The following is a 17,335-nucleotide window of genomic DNA, read 5'->3' on the forward strand; positions in this document are numbered from 1 at the left end:
CATGAACCAGTCCGCCATTGCCCGCAGTTGGGTCGAGCACGCCAACGGGCATAGCGATTTCCCGCTGCAGAACCTGCCGCTGGGTATCTTCAGCCGTGGCAGCGACGAGCGTCGCTGCGGTGTGGCCATCGGTGACGCGATTCTGGACCTCGACGCGGTGCTGGCCGCCGGGCTGTTCGACGGCCAGGCCCGCAATGCGGTGCAGGCCACCCGTGGTGGTGCGCTGAACGCCTATTTCGCCCTGGGCCGTGAGGCCCGCGTGGCCCTGCGCGAGCGCCTGCTCGAACTGCTGGGTGCCGACAGCCCGCACCAGGCTGCGCTGAAGCCGGCCCTGTACCCGGCCGCCGAGTGCCAACTGCACCTGCCGGCGCGCATCGGCGACTACACCGACTTCTATGTAGGCATCGAGCACGCCAAGAACGTCGGCAAGCTGTTCCGCCCCGACAACCCGCTGCTGCCCAACTACAAGTATGTGCCGATCGGCTACCACGGCCGTGCCTCGACCATTCGCCCGTCGGGTACCGATGTCCGTCGGCCCAACGGCCAGACCCTGCCCGCCGGGCAAACCGAGCCGAGCTTCGGCCCGTGCGCGCGGCTGGACTACGAACTGGAGCTGGGCATCTGGATCGGCCAGGGCAATGCCATGGGCGATGCCATCCCGGTAGCGCAGGCAGGCGAACACGTGGCCGGCTACTGCCTGCTCAACGACTGGTCGGCCCGCGACATCCAGGCCTGGGAATACCAGCCGCTGGGCCCGTTCCTGTCCAAGAGCTTCATCTCCACCGTGTCGCCCTGGGTGGTCACCGCCGAGGCGCTGGAGCCGTTCCGCTGCGCCCAGCCGGCACGCCCCGAAGGCGATCCGCAGCCGCTGGCGTACCTGCTCGACCCGCGTGACCAGGCGGGTGGCGCGTTCGACATCGAGCTGGAAGTGCTGCTGCTGACCGAGCGCATGCGCGAGCAGAACCTGCCGGCGCATCGCCTGACCCTGAGCAACACCCTGAGCATGTACTGGACCGTGGCGCAGATGGTTGCGCACCACAGTGTCAACGGCTGCCAGTTGCAGCCAGGCGACCTGTTCGGTTCGGGCACCCTGTCGGGCGCCAAGCCTGGCCAGTTCGGCAGCCTGCTGGAGATTACCGAGGGCGGCAAGGTGCCGATCGAACTGGCCAGTGGCGAGGTGCGCAGGTTCCTCGAAGACGGCGACGAGATCATCCTGCGCGCGCGCTGCAAGCGTGATGGCGTGGCGTCGATCGGTTTTGGCGAGTGCCGCGGCAAGATCCTGTCGGCACATTGAGAGGGTACGAGCATGGAACTGTATACCTACTACCGTTCTACCTCGTCGTACCGCGTGCGCATTGCGCTGGCGCTCAAGCAGCTGGATTACCAGTCGCTGCCGGTCAATCTGCTCAAGGGCGCGCAGCGCGAGGCCGAGTTCCTGGGGCTGAACCCCCAGGGGCGCATCCCGGCGCTGCGTATCGACTCGGGCGAGCTGCTGGTGCAGTCGCCGGCCATCATCGAGTACCTGGAGGAGGTTTATCCACAGCCTGCGCTGTTGCCGCAGTCGCCGGTGGCGCGGGCGCAGGCGCGCGCCGTGGCGGCGTTGATCGGTTGCGACATCCACCCGCTGCACAATGTCAGCGTGCTCAACCAGCTGCGTGAGTTGGGGCATGACGACACCCAGGTGAACGCCTGGATCGGCCACTGGATCACCCAGGGGCTGGCGGCGGTGGAGCAGATGATCGGCGAGGCGGGGTTCTGTTTCGGCGATGAGCCGGGGCTGGCGGATGTGTACCTGATCCCGCAGGTGTATGCGGCCGAACGGTTCAATGTGGACCTGTCGGGCTGGCCACGGATTCGCCGGGTGGTGGCGCTGGCCGGTGAGCATGATGCGTTCGTGCAGGCGCATCCTTCGCGTCAGCCGGATACCCCCTGATGGCCCATTCGCCGGCCAGGCCGGCTCCTGCAGGCGCTGCGCGGCCCGTGTAGGAGCCGGCCTGGCCGGCGAAGCTTTCAGTGCACCGAAGGCGTCGGCGGCGGCAGGTGGCTCAGCCGCTCGGTCAGGCGCAACCGCTGGATCGGGTCATCCGTGAGCATCAGCGCATGCTCCAGATCAAACCGCTCTGCCTGCGGGCAATCCAGCCGCTGATACAGGGTCGCCCGCGCCAGGTAATCGCTGGCGCTGGCCGAGCCCAGCAACAACACCCGCTCGGCATCCTTCAGCGCCGCCAGGTCATCATCATTGCTCGCATGCAACTGACGCAGGTTGCGCGACAGTCGTTGCAGCATCTGCTGTGCGCTGGCCGTCACCAGATGCTCGGCGCTCAACGGCAACTGCGGGCCGAACTGGCGGCTGAGCAACTCGCGACAATCGGCCGGGTACAACCGGCGCCCGCCGCAGGGGTCCAGCAGGTGATCGGCCCCCGGCACGCGCAACAGGAAATGCCCCGGAAAATTCACCCCCTCCAGTGGTATCGACAGCCCGCGGGCCAGCTCCAGCGTGAGGATCGCCAGTGCCAGCGGTTGCCCGCGACGACGTTGCAGCACCTTGTTCAGCAGCGCCGCCTGCGGGCGCAATGGGTGATATTCGTCCTGCTGGAAGCCCGCCGCGCTGAGCGCCCGCAGCAACGGCTGCGCCAGTTCGCTCACCGGCAGCATGGGCAGGCTCTGGCTGACCTGCTGCTGCACGAGCTGCAATTCGCCCAGCACCTGGGCCGGCTGCACGCTGGCATCGTGTTCGGCAGCGATCCACAGCGCCGCCTCGAACAGGGCGGCGGGGTTGCGTTCCAGGCAGGCCAGGCAGGCTTGGCGTGGGGTCATGGCAGTCTCCGCTCAAGCTTCTGTTGTAGCGCCGGCAGGGGCGTTCGTCCAGTGCCGCAACGTGTGCCTTCGCGCCGCCTATACTGGTGGGAGCACTGACTCACGAGGGCTGGGCAATGTTCGCTCTCATGCAAAGCACGCGCACCCACTCACTGCACCTGTGCGTCGACCCGGCCACGGGCCTCAAGGCGGTGATCGCCATTCACAACCAGCGGCTGGGCCCGGCCATGGGCGGTTGTCGCTATCTGCCTTACCCGGACGACGACACCGCAATGACCGATGCCATTCGCCTGGCCCAGGGCATGAGCTACAAGGCTGCCCTGGCGGGCCTGCCGCTGGGCGGTGGCAAGGCGGTGATCATCCGCAACCCCCATGTGGAAAACCGCGCCGCGCTGTTCGAGGCCTTCGGGCGCTTCGTCGACAGCCTGGAGGGGCGCTACATCACCGCGACCGATAGCGGCACCTCGACCCTGGACATGGACTGCATCGCCCAGAGCACCCGGCACGTCACCAGTACCACCACCGCCGGCGACCCTTCGCCGCATTCGGCCATGGGCGTGTTCGCCGGCATCCGCGCCACGGCGATGGCGCGCCTGGGCACCGACAACCTGGAAGGGTTGCGCGTGGCTGTGCAGGGGTTGGGGAATGTCGGGTTTGCCCTGGCCGAGCAGTTGCATGCGGCGGGGGCGGTACTGCTGGTCAGCGACCATGACCCGGGGCGGGTGCAACTGGCCATGGAGCAGTTGAATGCGCTGCCGGTGGCCAGCGAAGCGCTGGTCAGCACGCCTTGCGACATCTTCGCGCCGTGCGGGCTGGGCCCGGTGCTCAACAGCCAGAGCGTCATGCAGCTGCGCTGTGCCGCGGTGGCCGGCTCGGCGAACAACCAGCTGACCCACCTTCAGGTCGCCGACCAGCTCGAAACCCGCGGCATTCTGTATGCCCCGGACTACATCATCAATTCCGGCGGGCTGATCTACGTGGCGCTGACCCACCAGGGCCAGGACCTTGGCACCATCACCGCGCACCTGGCGCGCATCCCCACGCGGCTGACCGAGGTCTTCGCCCACGCCCAGGCCGAGAAGAGTTCGCCGGCCCGCGTGGCCCAGCAACTGGCCGAGAAGCTGGTGTACAACGCCTGATGCCTACTCGGCGGGCTGCTCGGCAAGCAGCTCGGACAACGCGTCGGGCTGGCTCTTGAAGGCCTTGGCGAACACATCGCGGTTCTTCGCCATGTAGATACCCGCTTCCTCGACCTGCTGTTCGCTCAGCGACGGCACGGCCTTCAGCAGTACCTCGGCGAGCAGTTCGGCCAGCTCGAGCATCTTGTCGTGACGGTCTGCTTCAGCTTTATCCATGAACAAGCGCTCCAGATCGCGGCTGCTGCGGTATACCACTTCGACGGCCATTCATCACCTCACATGCCTTTCGATAATTGATGTGTACGAGTACTGTGTTTTTATACAGGTAAAAGCATAAGGCAAACCACCACGTTTGGGTAGTGGCATTTTTATAGCCCAATTTGCTCGCAATGGTGGGGTGGCGGGTGTCTTGCGGCAATCGGTCGCCTTCTCAAGCTGTGCCGCTGGCCTTTTTACTGCATGCAGGCAAAGCGTCACCTGGGTGGCGCATCCTCCCTTCGTCGTTTCCAAGGAATTCGCATCGTGAACATCAAATGGGCTGAAAAAGTGCGCAAGGGCCTGCATGGCTCGGCGGATTCGCTGGGCAACCTGTGCGTGGAGGCCTTTCATTACCTGGCACTGTTCGGCATCGGTGCCATCACCGCCTATGCAGCGGTGTCGGCATTCATCGAGATGATCGGCAAGGGTGGGGTGAGCGTCGATGACATCCTGCTGCTGTTCATCTACCTGGAGCTGGGGGCGATGGTGGGGATCTACTTCAAGACCAACCACATGCCCATCCGCTTCCTGCTGTACGTGGCGATCACCGCGCTTACGCGCCTGCTGATCGGCGACGTGTCGCACCACAAGGCCCCCGACGTGGGCCTGCTGTATGTGTGCGGCGGGATCCTGCTGCTGTCGTTCTCGATCCTGGTGGTGCGCTACGCCTCGTCGCGCTACCCCTCCACCAAGGCCATCGACGCCAGCGGCAAGGAAATCGAAGAGGCCAAGTAGCCTTGGCTCACGCCCCCGCGCGGCGCTCGCTGGCGGCGCGCAGGCCCGGGGTGCGTGCACCGTCGCGGGTCATGCTGGCCAGAATCTCCATGGCGCTGTGGCCCTGCTCGATGGCAATGCCAAAGCGCACGCTCTCGATCAGGCGCGCCAGGCGCTTGGGGTCATTGCGCTGGGCCGGGCTGATCAGGCGCTTGGCCACCACGCCCTGATCGTCGGACAGGGTCAGCATGATGCTGCCATCGAGCCGCTCGATACTCAGGTTGACCCGGTAGGTGTCGGCAAATGCAGCGTTGATCTGTTGGAAGGGGTTGATCATGGGGCTGTACCTGGCAAAGACATGTTCTGATTGACCGGGCCCTTGCCAGGTTGGTTCAGGTGGCGTTGCGAGGCAGGTGCCGAGTGGTCAATAAAAAAGGCGAGCCGTGGCTCGCCTTCTTTCATTGCCTAGGCTGTCAGGCCTGACGGGCCTGCAGGGCTTGCTCGTTCTCCAGGAATTCTTCCTGCAGCAGGGCATCGGCTGCCGGGGCGGTTGCGACCTTCTGGGTCACGCCACGTTTGCCGCGCAGTTTGCCGAACAGGTGCTCGAGGGAATGCTCGAGTTTGGTCGCGGCGCCTTCGATGGCCTGCTCCAGGCTATCGGCCTTGTGGCTGACGGAAATCGGTTGATGGCCTTTGGGGCGTGCCTCCATCTGGCAGCGCATGTCGTGGGGGCCTGGCTTGTCGCCGTTCTCATCGCGCAGGTGGACTTCGATGCGGGTGAGGTCTTCTTCGTAGCGTTCGAGCGTGCTTTCTACCGTAGTGCGTACCCACTCTTCGAGACGGGCACTGCTTTGGATATGGTTGTCGCTGTTGACTTGGATTTGCATAGTTCAATCCCTTATTCAGCTAGCTCGCAAGAGAACGATGCGGGCCATTGCGGCCTGTGGAAATCATCGCCTCTTGACTACAAGGTCAGGCAGTTGGCAGAACTTTTCAAGTGCTTGAAGAAGAAAAATATTTTGTGGCAATTAAACAGGTGAAAGGTTGTCTGGGGGTGTCCTGAGTCAATGCGCGGCCCCCCGGCAAGGTGCGCTCCTGTAGGAGCCGGCCTTGCCGGCGAAGCAGGCGCTACCGATCAGAAAGCGACCGATGTCTGCAGATAGACCGTCCGTGGCTCACCCACATACTTGCCCTTGTTGTTGTCGTCGAACGAGCGCGTGAAGTACTGGTGGTTGAAGATGTTCTTCACCCCCACCGCCACGTTCAGGTTCGACAGCTGCGGCCCGAAGTCATAGCCGGCGCGGCTGCTGAAGAGCATGTAGCCCGGGATGCGCCCGGCCGCGCCGTCTGCGCTTTGGGCCGAGGTGTTGGCGTTGTCGGCGAACTGGCTGCTCTGGTAGGTGCTGTCCAGGTTCAGCTTCCACGGCCCATCGGTGTAACCCAGCCCCAGCGTACCCTTGTGCCTGGAGGAGAACGGCACACGATTGCCCTTGTTCGGCCCATCTTCGCGGATGGTCGCGTCAACGAAGGCATAGCTGGCGTACACATCGAACCCGGCCAGCGCCGGCGTGAGGCCGTCCAGCGCGTACTTCACGCTCGTTTCCAGGCCCTGGTGGCGGGTTTCACCACGGGCGATCACGTCGTCGGTGGTCTGGTTGCTTTCGTACTGGTTGTCGAAATTGATCAGGAACAGCCCGGCCTCGGCCTGCAGGTTGCCGTTGTCGTAGCGCGTGCCCAGCTCCCAGGTGCGGGCCTTCTCGGGCTTCACTTCACCCTGGTTCACGCGGTTGGGCATCTGGCTGTACTGCACGCTGCCGAACGAACCCTCGGTGTTGGCGTAGAGGTTCCAGCTGTCGCTCAGGTGGTACATCACGTTCAGCGCCGGCAAAGCGGTGTTGTAGTCGCCCTTGTATTCCAGGCCCTTGAGCTTGTTGCTCTGCTGCGACTTGATCATCTCGTAGCGGATACCCGGGGTGATGGTCCACTGGCCGATGTCGATGCGGTCATCCAGAAACAGCGCATGGGCATCGGTGCCGCCACGGGTGTCGCGGTCGTTGGGGCTGGAGGTGGTCGGCAACTGGCCGGCGCTGACGCTCTCCATGTAGCGCAGCTCGTGCCCGGCCTCGTTGATGTAGCGGTAGCCAAGGCCCACCTCGTGGTGGCTGTCGCCCAGCGCAAAGCCCTGGGTGAAACGGGTTTCGATGCCGCGCACCCAGTACTCGCGCGGCGACAGCGAGATCGACCTGTTCTGCACCAGGTAGCCACTGCGCAGGGTCTTGGTGAAGAAGCTGTTGACGCTGAACTGGCGCTCGCCTTCCTTGTAGTCGTAACCGGCGTTGAACATCGTGCGCCGGCCCCAGAACTTGTCCTGCAGGCGGGTCGACTGATACGGGTCGGCGTCGTAGTCGACCACGTTGAGGCCGCCGGGCATCTGCGCCTCGCCCTCGTAGTACTGCGCCATTGCATGCAGGCTGTTGGCCTCGTCCAGTTGCAGCTTGCCCTTGAGGATCAGGTCGTCGATCTGCGTGTCGCTGTGCTCGCGCCAGTCGCCACCGCGGGTGCCCGAATACAGGATCGCGCCGCCCAGACCGTTGTCGGCGGTGCCGCCGGCCAGCAGGTTGGCGCTGCTCTTGAAACCGTCGTGGCTGGAGGAGGGGCTGGTCTGGGTCTGCAGGCCGGCCTTCAGCGTGGGTTCGTCGGGGATCGCGCGGGTCACGAAGTTGACGATGCCGCCCACGTTCTGCGGCCCGTAGCGCACGGCGCCGCCGCCGCGTACCACGTCCACCGCGTCCATGTTGCCCAGGCTGATCGGCGCGAACGACAGCTGTGGCTGGCCATAGGGCGCAAACGGCACCGGAATGCCGTCCATCAGCACCGTTGAGCGCGAGGCCAGGCGCGGGTTGAGCCCGCGAATGCCGAAGTTCAGCGCCATGTCGTGGCTGCCGGTGCCGTTGTTTTCCGGCGCATTCACCCCGGGTATGCGGTTGAGCACTTCCCGTGCGCTGCTGGCGCCGGTGCGTTCGAACTCTTCACGGCGGATCACGTCCCGTGCGCCGGGGTGTTCGAACACGTTGTCCTGGGTGGCTTCACCCAGCCAGTCGCCGACCACGCTGGAGCTGCCCAGCTCCAGCGGCGCGCCGGCGGCCGGGGCCAGCGGTTGCAGGCTGTAGGCGTTGTCGCCTTCGGCGCGGGCCTGCAGGCCGGTGCCTTCAAGCAGCGCGGCCAGGCCCTGTGCAGTGGAATACTCGCCTTCCAGCCCACGGCTTTTCACGCCCTGGGGCACCTGCGAGCCGAACGAGATCAGCACGCCGCTTTCACGCCCGAACTGGTTCAGGGCGTCTTCCAGCGACATCGGGGCGATGTGGTAGGTGCGTGCCTGGGCGGCGTGCAGGGGCGCAACGGCGCCGAAGGTGAGGCTGGCGCCCAGCAGCAGGGCATGGGCGAGGGGGCTTAGGCGAAGCGGCATGCAAAGGGTCCTTGAGAAGGTCGGGGCAAAGGGTTCTGCCTTCTCTGTCACGCGAGATGAAAAAACGGCTCAAGGTTCTGAAAATAATCTCAGGCGCGGGCTTCTACCGTGACCCAGTAGCGGGTGAAGCGCCGCACGCGCACCGGCAGCGACACCTCCAGCAGGTCCAGGATGCGTTCGCTGTCGGCCAGCGGGTAGCTGCCCGACAGCAGCAGGTCGGCCACCGCCGGATCGCACGTGAGCTGGCCGCGACGGTAGCGGGCCAGATCGTCGATGAAGTCCCCCAGGCGCGTATGCGCAGCCACCAGCATGCCGTCGACCCAGGCGCCGGTGTTGGCATCCACCGCATGGGTGGCGCCCCAGCGTGGCCCGTCGAAACGCGCCTGCTGCCCGGCTTCAAGCGCATGCCCGGCAAGCATCGCCCGGCCCTGCAGCACCGCCACCTGGCTGTGGTCGGCCCACTGTCGCACGTTGAAGCGCCCGCTCGACAACTGCAGCAGGCCGTTGCCGGTCACCACGCGCAGGGGGCGGGGGTCGTCGGCCACATTGAGCAGCAGTTCGCCTTCGAGCAGGTGGATCAGCCGCTGTTCGCGGTCCAGGCGCACGTCGGCGGCGCTGGCGGTGTTCAGGTGCAGGTGCGTGCCGTCGTCCAGGCGCATCTGGCGGCGCTGGCCCAGCGGGCTGCGGTAGTCGGCCAGCAGGGGCGGCAGCGGGTTGTGCTGCTGCAGGGCCAGCCCGCAGGCGCCGCCCACCCCGAGCAGCAACAGCGCCTTGAGCGCGCGCCGCCGGCTGGCCGAGCGTGGCGCCTGCAGGGCGGCGTGCGCCAGTGGCGAAGACAGCCCGCGCAGGCGCTGATTGACCCGCTGTATGTGTTCCCAGGCGCGACGATGTTCTTCGCTGGCCTGCAGCCAGCGCTCCATGGCCAGTTGCTGGCGGCTGTCGAGGGCACCGCCCTGCAGTTCGATCAGCCAGTGCACCGCCTGTTCTGCCACCTTTGGCGAGAATTCCTGGGCGTTCACAGGGCGAAGTAGCAGCGCATGGCCGCCTTGTTCAGATGGCGCTTCACGGTGGCCAGCGAAATGCCCAGCTCCCGGGCGATGTCGGCGTAGCCCAGGCCGTCGACCTGGGCCATCAGGAAGGCGCGCTTGACCACCACGGGCAGGCCGTCGAGCAGCCGGTCGAGTTCGATCAGGGTTTCCAGGATGATCGCGCGATGTTCTTCGCAAGGCGCCACCGCTTCGGGTAGCTGGGCCAGTGCCTGGTAGTAGGCGCGTTCCAGGTCCTGGCGGCGGTAGTGGTTGAACAGCACGCGCTTGGCCACCGTGGTGAGGAAGGCGCGAGGTTCGTTGAGCGTTGGTGTTTCGCGCGCCTACAGCAGGCGCATGAAGGTGTCCTGGGCCAGGTCGGCGGCGCTGTGCGGGCAGCCCAGGCGCTGTCGCAGCCAGCCGGTGAGCCAGTTGTGATGGGCGCTGTAGAGGCCTTCGAGCGAAGCAGGGGCGGGCTGGGCACTGGGCACCGTGACAACTCCGGCGCCGGGGGATGCGCAAAAGAATAAGAATTGTTCGCATTGTAGGATTTGACGCCACAGGCTTCAAGCCACCCGCTGCAAGCGGCCATACCACCGATCTGCTTCTTCAGGGCCGTTTGAAGCGGTGTCTTTGCATCTGCGAATATTAATCATTAATATTACGCCCCTCCTCACACTGGACCCGCTGTCATGAAAAGCAAAGCCGCCGGGCTGCCCTTCAGTTATCGCCTGACCGTGACCTCGCGCAGCCTCGCGGCGCTGCTCGGCGGTTACCTGCTGGCGGCCATGGCCAGCGTGTGCATCACCCTGTTGCTGCCCATGCCCAAGGCCGACGCGGTCGTCACCGGCATGATGCTGTCGTTTCTGTTCTACCTGGTGGCGATCCTCTGGTGCTTCGCCTGTCGCAGCGCCTGGCATGCCTGGCTCGGGGTGCTGCTGCCCGGCGCCGCGCTGGCCGCCATCAACGGCCTGGCCTACTGGATGCAAACCCCATGAAAGAAGGCTTTCGCCAGGCCATGGCCTGGCTGCACACCTGGGCCGGGCTGATCTTCGGCTGGCTGCTGTTCGCGATCTTCCTCACCGGCACGCTGTCGTACTTCAAGAGCGAAATCAGCCACTGGACCCAGCCGGAGATCCCGTACCGCACCCTCGACACCACCGCCAGCCTGAGCCTGGCGCAGCGCTACCTGCAAACCAACGCCGCCGATGCCGGCAGTTGGTTCATCCAGTTGCCCGAAGCGCGCGACCCGACCCTGCGCGTGGGCTGGCGTGCACCCGGCGCTGGCCGGCGCGATTTCAACGAAAAGATCCTCGACCCCGCCACCGGCAATCAACTGCACCCGCGCGACAGCAGCGGCGGCGAGTTCTTCTACCGCTTCCACTTCCAGTTGCAGATGCCCTACCCGTGGGGCCGCTGGCTGTCGACCTTCTGCGCGCTGATGATGCTGGTGGGGCTGGTCACCGGCATCATCACCCACAAGAAGATCTTCAAGGAGTTCTTCACCTTCCGCCCCGGCAAGGGCCAGCGTTCCTGGCTCGACGGCCACAACGCGATCGGCGTGCTGGTGCTGCCGTTCCACCTGATGATCAGCTACAGCAGCCTGGTGATCTTCATGGCCATGGTGATGCCGGCCAGCATCAGCACGATGTATGGCGACAACCTCCAGGCCTATTACAACGAGCTGTTTTCGCGCGACGAGCCGGTCAAGCCGGCGGGCACCCCGGCACCGCTGGTGCCGTTGGCGCAGCTGTATGCCCAGGCGCGCCAGCAGGCGCCCGGCAGCGAGATCAGCTGGGTCGAGGTGCAGAACCCCGGTGACCTCAACGCACGGGTGCGCCTGGTGCGTGCCAGCAACGAGGGCATCGCCCAGAACCGCGGCACCGGCTGGCTGTTCGACGGCGTGCAGGGCACCCCGCTCAAGGCCCCGGGCGAGCAGAGCACACCGTTGGTGATTGCCGCCGGCATGTACGGCCTGCACATGGGCCACTTCGCCGGCCCGACGCTGCGCTGGCTGTACTTCGTGTTCGGCCTGGCCGGCACTGCCGTGATCGGCACGGGGCTGGTGATGTGGCTGGGCAAGCGCCAGCTCAAGCACGCCAAGAGCGGCACCCAGCCCTTCGAGTTGCGTCTGGTCGAGGTGCTCAACATCGCCAGCATGAGCGGGCTGATCCTCGCCGTGGCGGCGTTCTTCTGGGCCAACCGCCTGTTGCCGGTGGCCCTTGAAGGACGTGCCGATCTTGAGGTCGACAGCTTCTTTGCCGTCTGGGGCCTGGCCCTGCTGCACGCACTGTTGCGCCCCGGGCGCCGCGCCTGGGGCGAGCAACTGCTGCTGGGCGCGGTACTGTTCGCCGCCTTGCCGGTGCTCAACGCCCTGACCACCGGCACCGGCCTGCTGCCTGCGATCGCCCAGGGCGACTGGATGATTGCCGGGTTCGACCTCACGGCGCTGGGCTGTGGCCTGCTGCTGGCCTGGATGGCGCGCAAGATGCTGCGCCCGCAGGTGTTGGCGCCCAAGCGCGCGGCACGCACGCCCAGGGTCGCACCGCTGATCGAAAGCGAGGTGCAGTGATGCTGGCCATCGCATTGTTCGGTTTTGCCGCAGTGGCGGCGTTGTGCCTGGCCATGGAGCGCCATTACACCGACCTGCTGGGGCACAAGCCCACGCCCCGCCGCCTGCGTGGCCTGCGCATGGGCGGCTGGTTGCTGATCGCCGTGGCACTGGGGCTGGCGGTGCGTCACAGCGGCTGGGCCATGGGCCTGGTGGAGCTGAGCGCGGTAGTGATGGGCGGCTTGTGCGCGTGGGTGTTCGTCCTTCCCTACGCCCCGCGCCTGCTGCTGGGCCTGGCCGCGGCCAGCCTGGTGCTGGCGCCGCTGGCACTGCTGGCGCCGTACTGAAACGATGAGCGAGCCGCTCGACAGCCACGACGACGCCCCGGGCCGCGCACGTTTCGTGCAGGTGTTCGTGGCGCAGCGTGCGCGCATGGAGCGCCTGGTCAGCCGCCGCGTGGGCTGTCGGGCCACCGCCGCCGACCTGGTGCAGGAACTGTTCCTGCGCTTCTGGCGTCGCCCGCAGGTCGAGGTCGAGGCGCTGGACACCTACCTGCTGCGCTGCGCCGGCAATATCGCCATCGACCACCTGCGCAGCCAAGGCGCCCGCGAGCGGGTCAGCGACAGCCTGCTGGCGCCGCATCAAGACAACCATGCCAGCGAGCCCGAGGCCGCGCTGGAGGCCGACAGCGACCTGCGTCGGATCGAGGCTGCCCTGCGCGAGCTGCCCGAGCGCACCCGCCAGATCTTCCTGCTCAACCGTATCCATGGCCGCACCTATGCCGACATTGCGCGGGCCATGGGCCTGTCCCAAAGCGCCGTGGAAAAACATATGATGCGTGCCCTCGAGGCCTGCAAGGCGAGTATCGCCGCCGAGCCTGCCGTGCCCCGCAAGCCAGGGAATGCCCCGCGATGAACGCTCCAGCCCCACCTACCGCCGAACAGCAGCAGGCCGCGCTCGCCTGGCTCGGCCAGATCAACCAGCAGCCCGCGCGTGCCGAGGGCGCCGCGTTCAAGCGCTGGTTGCTGGCCGACCCTGCGCACCCGCAGGCCTGGCGCCAGGCCCAGGCGCTGTGGCAGCAGACCGCCGCGCCTGCAGCACGCCTGGCCGCCGAAGACGCCCCGGCACTGGAGGCCTACCTGCGCGCGATGGACCGGCCTCGGCGCCGTTGGCCGGCCCGTGTGGCCGGGTTGGCACTGGCTGCCAGCGTAGTACTGGGCGTGGCGATGGGGGCGGGCTGGCACCCGGCCAACTGGGTCGATGACCTGGGCGCCGATTACGTGGCCGCGGTGGGCGAGCTCAAGGCCGTGACCCTGGCCGACCGGTCGCACCTGCTGCTGGATGCCGACAGCGCCATCGACGTGGACTTCAGCGGTGGGCAGCGTCGCGTGCAGGTGCGGCGCGGCGCGGTGTTCTTCGAGGTCACGCATACCGGTGCGCCGTTCACCGTGCAGGCCGATGGCGGCGAGGTGCGGGTGATGGGTACCCGGTTCGAGGTGCGTCGCCAGCCCCAGGGCACCACCGTTACCGTGCTGTCGGGCAAGGTCGGGGTCACGCCGGCGCCGGGGCAGGCGCAGCAGGTGCTCACGGCCGGCCAGCAGGTGGAGTACGCCCAGGGCCTGGCCGGTGCAGTGCAGGGCGTGGACAGCGAGAACCGCCTGGCCTGGCGCCAGGGCTGGCTCAACTACTACCAGGCGCCGCTGGCGCAGGTGGTCGACGACCTGGCCCGGCATTACCCCGGGCGCATCGTGCTGCTGGACGACGCCCTGGCGGCGCGCAAGGTCAGCGGCAGCTTCCCCGCCGCCGACCCGCTGGCGGCGCTGGACGCCCTGGGGGCGGTGGCCGGCTTCCAGCGCAAGACCCTGCTCGGGCGGGTCACGCTGCTGCGCTGAAAAATATTTTCACGGCCCGGTGAGGTAAGTACGTGCGGCAATCGTGTAGTGATTGAAAGTGCGATTCATTCGCATGAAACAGGTTCACTCACAGGTCGACGGCATGAAGTTCAGGGCAAAAGCATCGTTGGTGCGTTGCGTTTCAATCGGGCTTGGGGCGGCAGCGTGGCGGCCGCTGGGGGCGGGCGTGAGCCAGGCGGTGGCAGCGCAGCAGGTCGAGCAGGTGTACCGCTTTGCCCAGCCCAGCAAACCCTTGCCCCAGGCGCTCAACGACTTCAGCCGGGTGACCGGGTTGAGCGTGGTCTACACCGTCGAGCTGCCCGGCCTTGCCGCGCCGGCCCTGACGGGCACGTTCAGTGCCGAGCAGGCCCTGCAGCGCCTGCTGGGCAACAGCGGCTTCACCTACCGCCGCGTGAATGCGCGCACCCTCACCGTCGAACCGCTGGCCCAGGCCGGTGCACTCAACCTCGAGCCCACCACGGTCTCGTCCCAGCAGGACAGCGTCGGCAGCTACCAGCCGCCGGCCACCAGCGCGATCATGCGCAGCCAGGTGCCGAACCTGGAGATCCCCCAGGCCATCAACGTGGTGCCGGCCCAGGTGCTCGCCGACCAGGCGCCGCGCAACCTCGACGATGCGCTGAGCAACGTCAGCGGCATCACCCAGGGCAACAACTTCGGCGCCACCGCCGACACCGTGATGAAGCGCGGCTTCGGCGACAACCGCGACGGCTCGATCATGCGTGACGGCATGCCGCTGGTGCAGGGGCGCAGCCTCAATGCCAGCACCGAGCGGGTCGAAGTGCTCAAGGGCCCGGCCTCGCTGCTGTACGGCATCCAGGACCCGGGCGGGGTGATCAACGTGGTCAGCAAGCGCCCGCAACTGCAGCGCTACAACGCCGTGAACCTGCGCGGTTCCAGCTTTGGCAGCGGCAAGAACGGCAGCGGTGGCGGGCTCGACAGTACCGGCGCGCTGGGCGACAGCAACTTCGCCTACCGCCTGGTGCTCGACCACGAGGACGAAGACTACTGGCGCAACTTCGGCACCCACCGCGAGACGCTGGTGGCGCCGTCGCTGGCCTGGTTCGGTGAAGATACCCAGGTGCAGCTGGCCTATGAGCACCGCGAGTTCCTGTACCCGTTCGACCGCGGCACGGCCATCGACCCACGCACCAACCACCCGCTGAACATCCCCAGCACACGTCGGCTGGACGAGCCCTTCAACAACATGGAAGGGCGCTCGGACCTGTACCGCCTGGAGGTCGACCATCAGCTTGCCGATGACTGGAAACTCCACTTCGGCTACAGCTTCAACCGCGAAACCTACGATGCCAGCCAGGTGCGCGTCACTGCGGTTGACCCTGCCAAGGGCACCCTCACGCGCAACCTGGACGGCACCCGTGGCGCCCTGAGCAGCGACCGCTTCGCCACCGTCAGCCTGGACGGCAAGCTGCAACTGGCAGGCATGCAGCACGACGTGCTGGTGGGGGTGGATGACGAGTACCGCAAGGTGTTTCGTGCCGACCTGATTCGCGGCGCCCGCAACACCTTCGATTACCTGAACCCGGTGTACGGCCAGGTCCAGCCCGGCACCGCCGTGCGCGACAGCGACAGCGACCAGACCGACAAGCTGCGCAGCAACGCGTTGTTCTTCCAGGACTCGATCCACCTCGACGAGCACTGGATTCTGGTGGCCGGTGCGCGCTATCAGCAGTTCGACCAGTACGCCGGTCGCGGCCGGCCGTTCAAGGCCAATACCGACAACAGCGGCCAGGCCTGGGTGCCGCGTGCGGGGCTGGTGTACAAGGTCGACGACACGCTGTCGTTCTATGGCAGCTACACCGAGTCGTTCAAGCCCAACTCCAGCATCGCGCCGATGACCGGTGGCCTGGTGCTGGATTCCTCGATTGCCCCCGAAGAGGGCAAGTCGTGGGAGTTGGGCGCCAAGCTCGACCTGCCGGGGGCGATCACCGGCAGCGTGGCGTTGTTCGACATCACCAAGCAGAACGTGCTGGTGGCCAATTTCGACACGGCCACCGGCGACACCCTGTACAGCAGCGCCGGCGAAGTGAAGTCGCGCGGCCTGGAGATGGACCTCACCGGGCAGGTGAGCGAGCGCTGGAGCCTGATCGGCAGCTATGCCTTCACCGACGCCCAAGTGTCCCAGGACCCCAAGCTCAAGGGCAACCGCCTGCAGAACGTGGCGCGGCATACCGGGTCGTTGTCGGCGGTGTATGACGTGGGCAGCCTGTTCGGTGGTGATCGCCTGCGGGTCGGCGCCGGGGCGCGCTATGTGGGCGAGCGGGCCGGCAACGCGGAGAACGATTTCGACCTGCCGGCGTACACCGTGGCGGATGCGTTCGCCAGTTATGAAACCCGGCTGGATGAGCACAAGGTGCGCTTTCAGCTGAACGTGAAGAACCTGTTCGACAAGACCTACTACAGCTCGGCGGTGAACCGCTACTTCGTGGCAGTGGGGGATTCGCGGCAGGTGAGCCTGTCGAGCACCCTGGAGTTCTGAGAGCACAGGAAGAACACCCACCGTGAGGGCGGTGGGGGCCCTGTGGGAGCGGGCTTGACCCGCGATCAGCGGCGCATGGCCAACCGATAATCCCCCGGCGTGGCCCCCACCACCTGCCTGAAGCGATTGCTGAAATGGCTGGCACTGGCAAACCCGCACGCCAATGCCACCTCGCCCAACGCCCCGTCGCCACAGCGCAGCAACTGGCGTGCCCGGGCCAGGCGCCGCGCCAGCAGGTACTGGTGCGGCGGCAGGCCGAAGCTTGCGCGGAACATCCGTGCAAAGTGGTAGTGCGACAGGTTGCACAGCAACGCCAGCTCACCCAGGCTGATCGCCTGCTCCAGGTGCGCCTCGATGTAGTCGGCCAGGTGCCGGCGCTGATGCGTCGCCAACCCGCCCTTCAGGCGCAGCCCCCGACGCAGCCCCACCTGGTTGAGCACCGCATGGTCGAGAATCTCGTGGGCCAGGCTGCTGGTCAGCAGGCGCTCGCCGGGCTCGTCCCAGTTCAGCTCGATCAGCCGGCCAAAGCGCAGCGCCTGCTCCGGATCGTCGATGAAGGTCGCTTCGTGCAGTTGCACCTCGCGCGGTTCGCGGTCCAGCAGGCGGGTGCAGGCCAGGGCGAACTGCGCCTGGCTGATGTACAGGTGCGCCAGGCGGATGCTGCCATTGATCACCCAGTTCGAGGCGTGCTCGGCCGGCAGGATGCACAGCTTGCCGGGCCCGCCCTTGGCGGCGGGGCGATCCCGGCGAAAGGTGCCGGTGCCGCCGGCGATATAGCACGACAGCGTGTGGTGGCTGGGCGCTTCGTAGTCGCGGGCGTCGTGGCGGTTGTTCCACAGGGCTGCGACCAGCTCGTCGCCGAGCTGCGCACTGTGTTCCAGGCGGGCATTGGGCGAGGCGTGCATGGCTTGAAAGACTTGCAACTGGTCCAGCGGCGTCATGGGGTCTACCTCTG

General features: G+C 66.6%; 17 protein-coding genes and 1 pseudogene. 10 read left to right on the forward strand and 8 right to left on the reverse strand.

The genetic code is table 11. The annotated features are described in order from the left end of the window. Position 1 precedes the first annotated feature (1 nt). Together fahA and maiA are read left to right on the forward strand one after the other, a co-directional pair. Positions 2-1,294: a fumarylacetoacetase gene (gene fahA, locus MF6396_RS00365; RefSeq protein WP_078479495.1), complete on the forward strand. Its 1,293-nt coding sequence runs from the start codon at positions 2-4 to the stop codon at positions 1,292-1,294. A gap of 12 nt (positions 1,295-1,306) precedes the next feature. After that, on the forward strand, positions 1,307-1,933 hold the full coding sequence (gene maiA / locus MF6396_RS00370) for a maleylacetoacetate isomerase (RefSeq protein ID WP_058540845.1): 627 nt from the start codon (positions 1,307-1,309) through the stop codon (positions 1,931-1,933). 77 nt (positions 1,934-2,010) lie between these two features. Here maiA and MF6396_RS00375 read toward each other — a convergent pair whose 3' ends face one another. Then, on the reverse strand, positions 2,011-2,817 hold the full coding sequence (locus MF6396_RS00375; protein WP_043860415.1) for a SirB1 family protein: 807 nt from the start codon (positions 2,815-2,817) through the stop codon (positions 2,011-2,013). A gap of 116 nt (positions 2,818-2,933) precedes the next feature. On the opposite strand from MF6396_RS00375, the gene MF6396_RS00380 reads away from it, so the two are divergent. Continuing rightward, a complete protein-coding gene (locus MF6396_RS00380) occupies positions 2,934-3,956 on the forward strand; it encodes a Leu/Phe/Val dehydrogenase (RefSeq protein WP_054914877.1) in 1,023 nt (340 codons plus the stop codon). A gap of 3 nt (positions 3,957-3,959) precedes the next feature. Here the strand turns inward: MF6396_RS00380 and MF6396_RS00385 are convergent, their stop codons facing one another. After that, a complete protein-coding gene (locus MF6396_RS00385; protein ID WP_078479496.1) occupies positions 3,960-4,223 on the reverse strand; it encodes a YebG family protein in 264 nt (87 codons plus the stop codon). Positions 4,224-4,478: 255 nt separating this feature from the next. Between MF6396_RS00385 and MF6396_RS00390 the strand changes: the two genes are divergently transcribed. Next, positions 4,479-4,949, forward strand: coding sequence for a phosphate-starvation-inducible protein PsiE (locus MF6396_RS00390; RefSeq protein ID WP_043860412.1), 471 nt, complete (start codon positions 4,479-4,481; stop codon positions 4,947-4,949). A 7-nt stretch (positions 4,950-4,956) separates the two neighbouring features. Here the strand turns inward: MF6396_RS00390 and MF6396_RS00395 are convergent, their stop codons facing one another. From MF6396_RS00395 to MF6396_RS00415, 5 genes and pseudogenes are all read right to left on the reverse strand, one after another. Then, positions 4,957-5,265, reverse strand: a complete 309-nt coding sequence (locus MF6396_RS00395) for a DUF3509 domain-containing protein (protein ID WP_043860411.1) — start codon at positions 5,263-5,265, stop codon at positions 4,957-4,959. A 136-nt stretch (positions 5,266-5,401) separates the two neighbouring features. Continuing rightward, entirely contained in the window at positions 5,402-5,815 is a 414-nt protein-coding gene (locus MF6396_RS00400) for an HPF/RaiA family ribosome-associated protein (protein ID WP_043860410.1), read from the reverse strand. Positions 5,816-6,063: 248 nt separating this feature from the next. Then, positions 6,064-8,394, reverse strand: coding sequence for a TonB-dependent Fe(3+) dicitrate receptor FecA (fecA, locus tag MF6396_RS00405; protein WP_078479497.1), 2,331 nt, complete (start codon positions 8,392-8,394; stop codon positions 6,064-6,066). Between the two features lie 89 nt (positions 8,395-8,483). Continuing rightward, the gene (locus MF6396_RS00410; RefSeq protein WP_058540849.1) at positions 8,484-9,413 is read right to left on the reverse strand and encodes a FecR domain-containing protein; all 930 of its coding nucleotides are present in this window, start codon (positions 9,411-9,413) and stop codon (positions 8,484-8,486) included. Continuing rightward, a pseudogene (locus MF6396_RS00415) lies at positions 9,410-9,910 on the reverse strand (sigma-70 family RNA polymerase sigma factor). The gene MF6396_RS00410 and the pseudogene MF6396_RS00415 overlap by 4 nt, the downstream one beginning before the upstream one ends. Positions 9,911-10,111: 201 nt before the next feature. Between MF6396_RS00415 and MF6396_RS00420 the strand changes: the two are divergent. The 6 genes from MF6396_RS00420 (at position 10,112) to MF6396_RS00445 (ending at position 16,380) form a co-directional block, all read left to right on the forward strand. Then, positions 10,112-10,417: a DUF3649 domain-containing protein gene (locus MF6396_RS00420; protein WP_078479498.1), complete on the forward strand. Its 306-nt coding sequence runs from the start codon at positions 10,112-10,114 to the stop codon at positions 10,415-10,417. Next, positions 10,414-11,991: a PepSY-associated TM helix domain-containing protein gene (locus MF6396_RS00425; RefSeq protein WP_078479499.1), complete on the forward strand. Its 1,578-nt coding sequence runs from the start codon at positions 10,414-10,416 to the stop codon at positions 11,989-11,991. Before MF6396_RS00420 ends, MF6396_RS00425 begins: the two co-directional genes overlap by 4 nt. Continuing rightward, positions 11,991-12,317 carry a DUF3325 domain-containing protein gene (locus MF6396_RS00430; protein WP_043859708.1) on the forward strand — a complete coding sequence of 109 codons (327 nt, stop codon included), beginning with the start codon at positions 11,991-11,993 and terminating at the stop codon, positions 12,315-12,317. Before MF6396_RS00425 ends, MF6396_RS00430 begins: the two co-directional genes overlap by 1 nt. A 4-nt stretch (positions 12,318-12,321) precedes the next feature. Then, on the forward strand, positions 12,322-12,885 hold the full coding sequence (locus tag MF6396_RS00435; protein ID WP_078479500.1) for an RNA polymerase sigma factor: 564 nt from the start codon (positions 12,322-12,324) through the stop codon (positions 12,883-12,885). Beyond that, positions 12,882-13,862 (forward strand): FecR family protein, encoded by a 981-nt coding sequence (locus tag MF6396_RS00440; RefSeq protein ID WP_078479501.1) that lies wholly within the window; start codon positions 12,882-12,884, stop codon positions 13,860-13,862. The genes MF6396_RS00435 and MF6396_RS00440 overlap by 4 nt, the downstream gene beginning before the upstream one ends. A 103-nt stretch (positions 13,863-13,965) precedes the next feature. After that, positions 13,966-16,380: a TonB-dependent siderophore receptor gene (locus MF6396_RS00445; protein WP_078479562.1), complete on the forward strand. Its 2,415-nt coding sequence runs from the start codon at positions 13,966-13,968 to the stop codon at positions 16,378-16,380. Positions 16,381-16,445: 65 nt separating this feature from the next. On the opposite strand, the gene MF6396_RS00450 is transcribed toward MF6396_RS00445, so the two are convergent. Beyond that, positions 16,446-17,321, reverse strand: coding sequence for a helix-turn-helix domain-containing protein (locus MF6396_RS00450; RefSeq protein ID WP_043859711.1), 876 nt, complete (start codon positions 17,319-17,321; stop codon positions 16,446-16,448). Between the last annotated feature and the right edge of the window lie 14 nt (positions 17,322-17,335).

Source organism: Pseudomonas sp. MF6396 (genome assembly GCF_002018915.1).
Lineage (GTDB): Bacteria > Pseudomonadota > Gammaproteobacteria > Pseudomonadales > Pseudomonadaceae > Aquipseudomonas > Aquipseudomonas palmensis.

What these genes read in the sequence shown, in the direction of transcription:
- MF6396_RS00440 (WP_078479501.1), top strand. Translation starts at nt 12,882, where the DNA reads ATGAACGCTCCAGCCCCACCTACCGCCGAACAGCAGCAGGCCGCGCTC.
- MF6396_RS00450 (WP_043859711.1), bottom strand. Translation starts at nt 17,321, where the DNA reads ATGACGCCGCTGGACCAGTTGCAAGTCTTTCAAGCCATGCACGCCTCG.
- MF6396_RS00385 (WP_078479496.1), bottom strand. Translation starts at nt 4,223, where the DNA reads ATGGCCGTCGAAGTGGTATACCGCAGCAGCCGCGATCTGGAGCGCTTG.
- fecA (WP_078479497.1), bottom strand. Translation starts at nt 8,394, where the DNA reads ATGCCGCTTCGCCTAAGCCCCCTCGCCCATGCCCTGCTGCTGGGCGCC.
- MF6396_RS00395 (WP_043860411.1), bottom strand. Translation starts at nt 5,265, where the DNA reads ATGATCAACCCCTTCCAACAGATCAACGCTGCATTTGCCGACACCTAC.
- MF6396_RS00380 (WP_054914877.1), top strand. Translation starts at nt 2,934, where the DNA reads ATGTTCGCTCTCATGCAAAGCACGCGCACCCACTCACTGCACCTGTGC.
- MF6396_RS00375 (WP_043860415.1), bottom strand. Translation starts at nt 2,817, where the DNA reads ATGACCCCACGCCAAGCCTGCCTGGCCTGCCTGGAACGCAACCCCGCC.
- MF6396_RS00400 (WP_043860410.1), bottom strand. Translation starts at nt 5,815, where the DNA reads ATGCAAATCCAAGTCAACAGCGACAACCATATCCAAAGCAGTGCCCGT.
- MF6396_RS00425 (WP_078479499.1), top strand. Translation starts at nt 10,414, where the DNA reads ATGAAAGAAGGCTTTCGCCAGGCCATGGCCTGGCTGCACACCTGGGCC.
- MF6396_RS00435 (WP_078479500.1), top strand. Translation starts at nt 12,322, where the DNA reads ATGAGCGAGCCGCTCGACAGCCACGACGACGCCCCGGGCCGCGCACGT.
- MF6396_RS00420 (WP_078479498.1), top strand. Translation starts at nt 10,112, where the DNA reads ATGAAAAGCAAAGCCGCCGGGCTGCCCTTCAGTTATCGCCTGACCGTG.
- fahA (WP_078479495.1), top strand. Translation starts at nt 2, where the DNA reads ATGAACCAGTCCGCCATTGCCCGCAGTTGGGTCGAGCACGCCAACGGG.
- MF6396_RS00445 (WP_078479562.1), top strand. Translation starts at nt 13,966, where the DNA reads ATGAAGTTCAGGGCAAAAGCATCGTTGGTGCGTTGCGTTTCAATCGGG.
- MF6396_RS00430 (WP_043859708.1), top strand. Translation starts at nt 11,991, where the DNA reads ATGCTGGCCATCGCATTGTTCGGTTTTGCCGCAGTGGCGGCGTTGTGC.
- maiA (WP_058540845.1), top strand. Translation starts at nt 1,307, where the DNA reads ATGGAACTGTATACCTACTACCGTTCTACCTCGTCGTACCGCGTGCGC.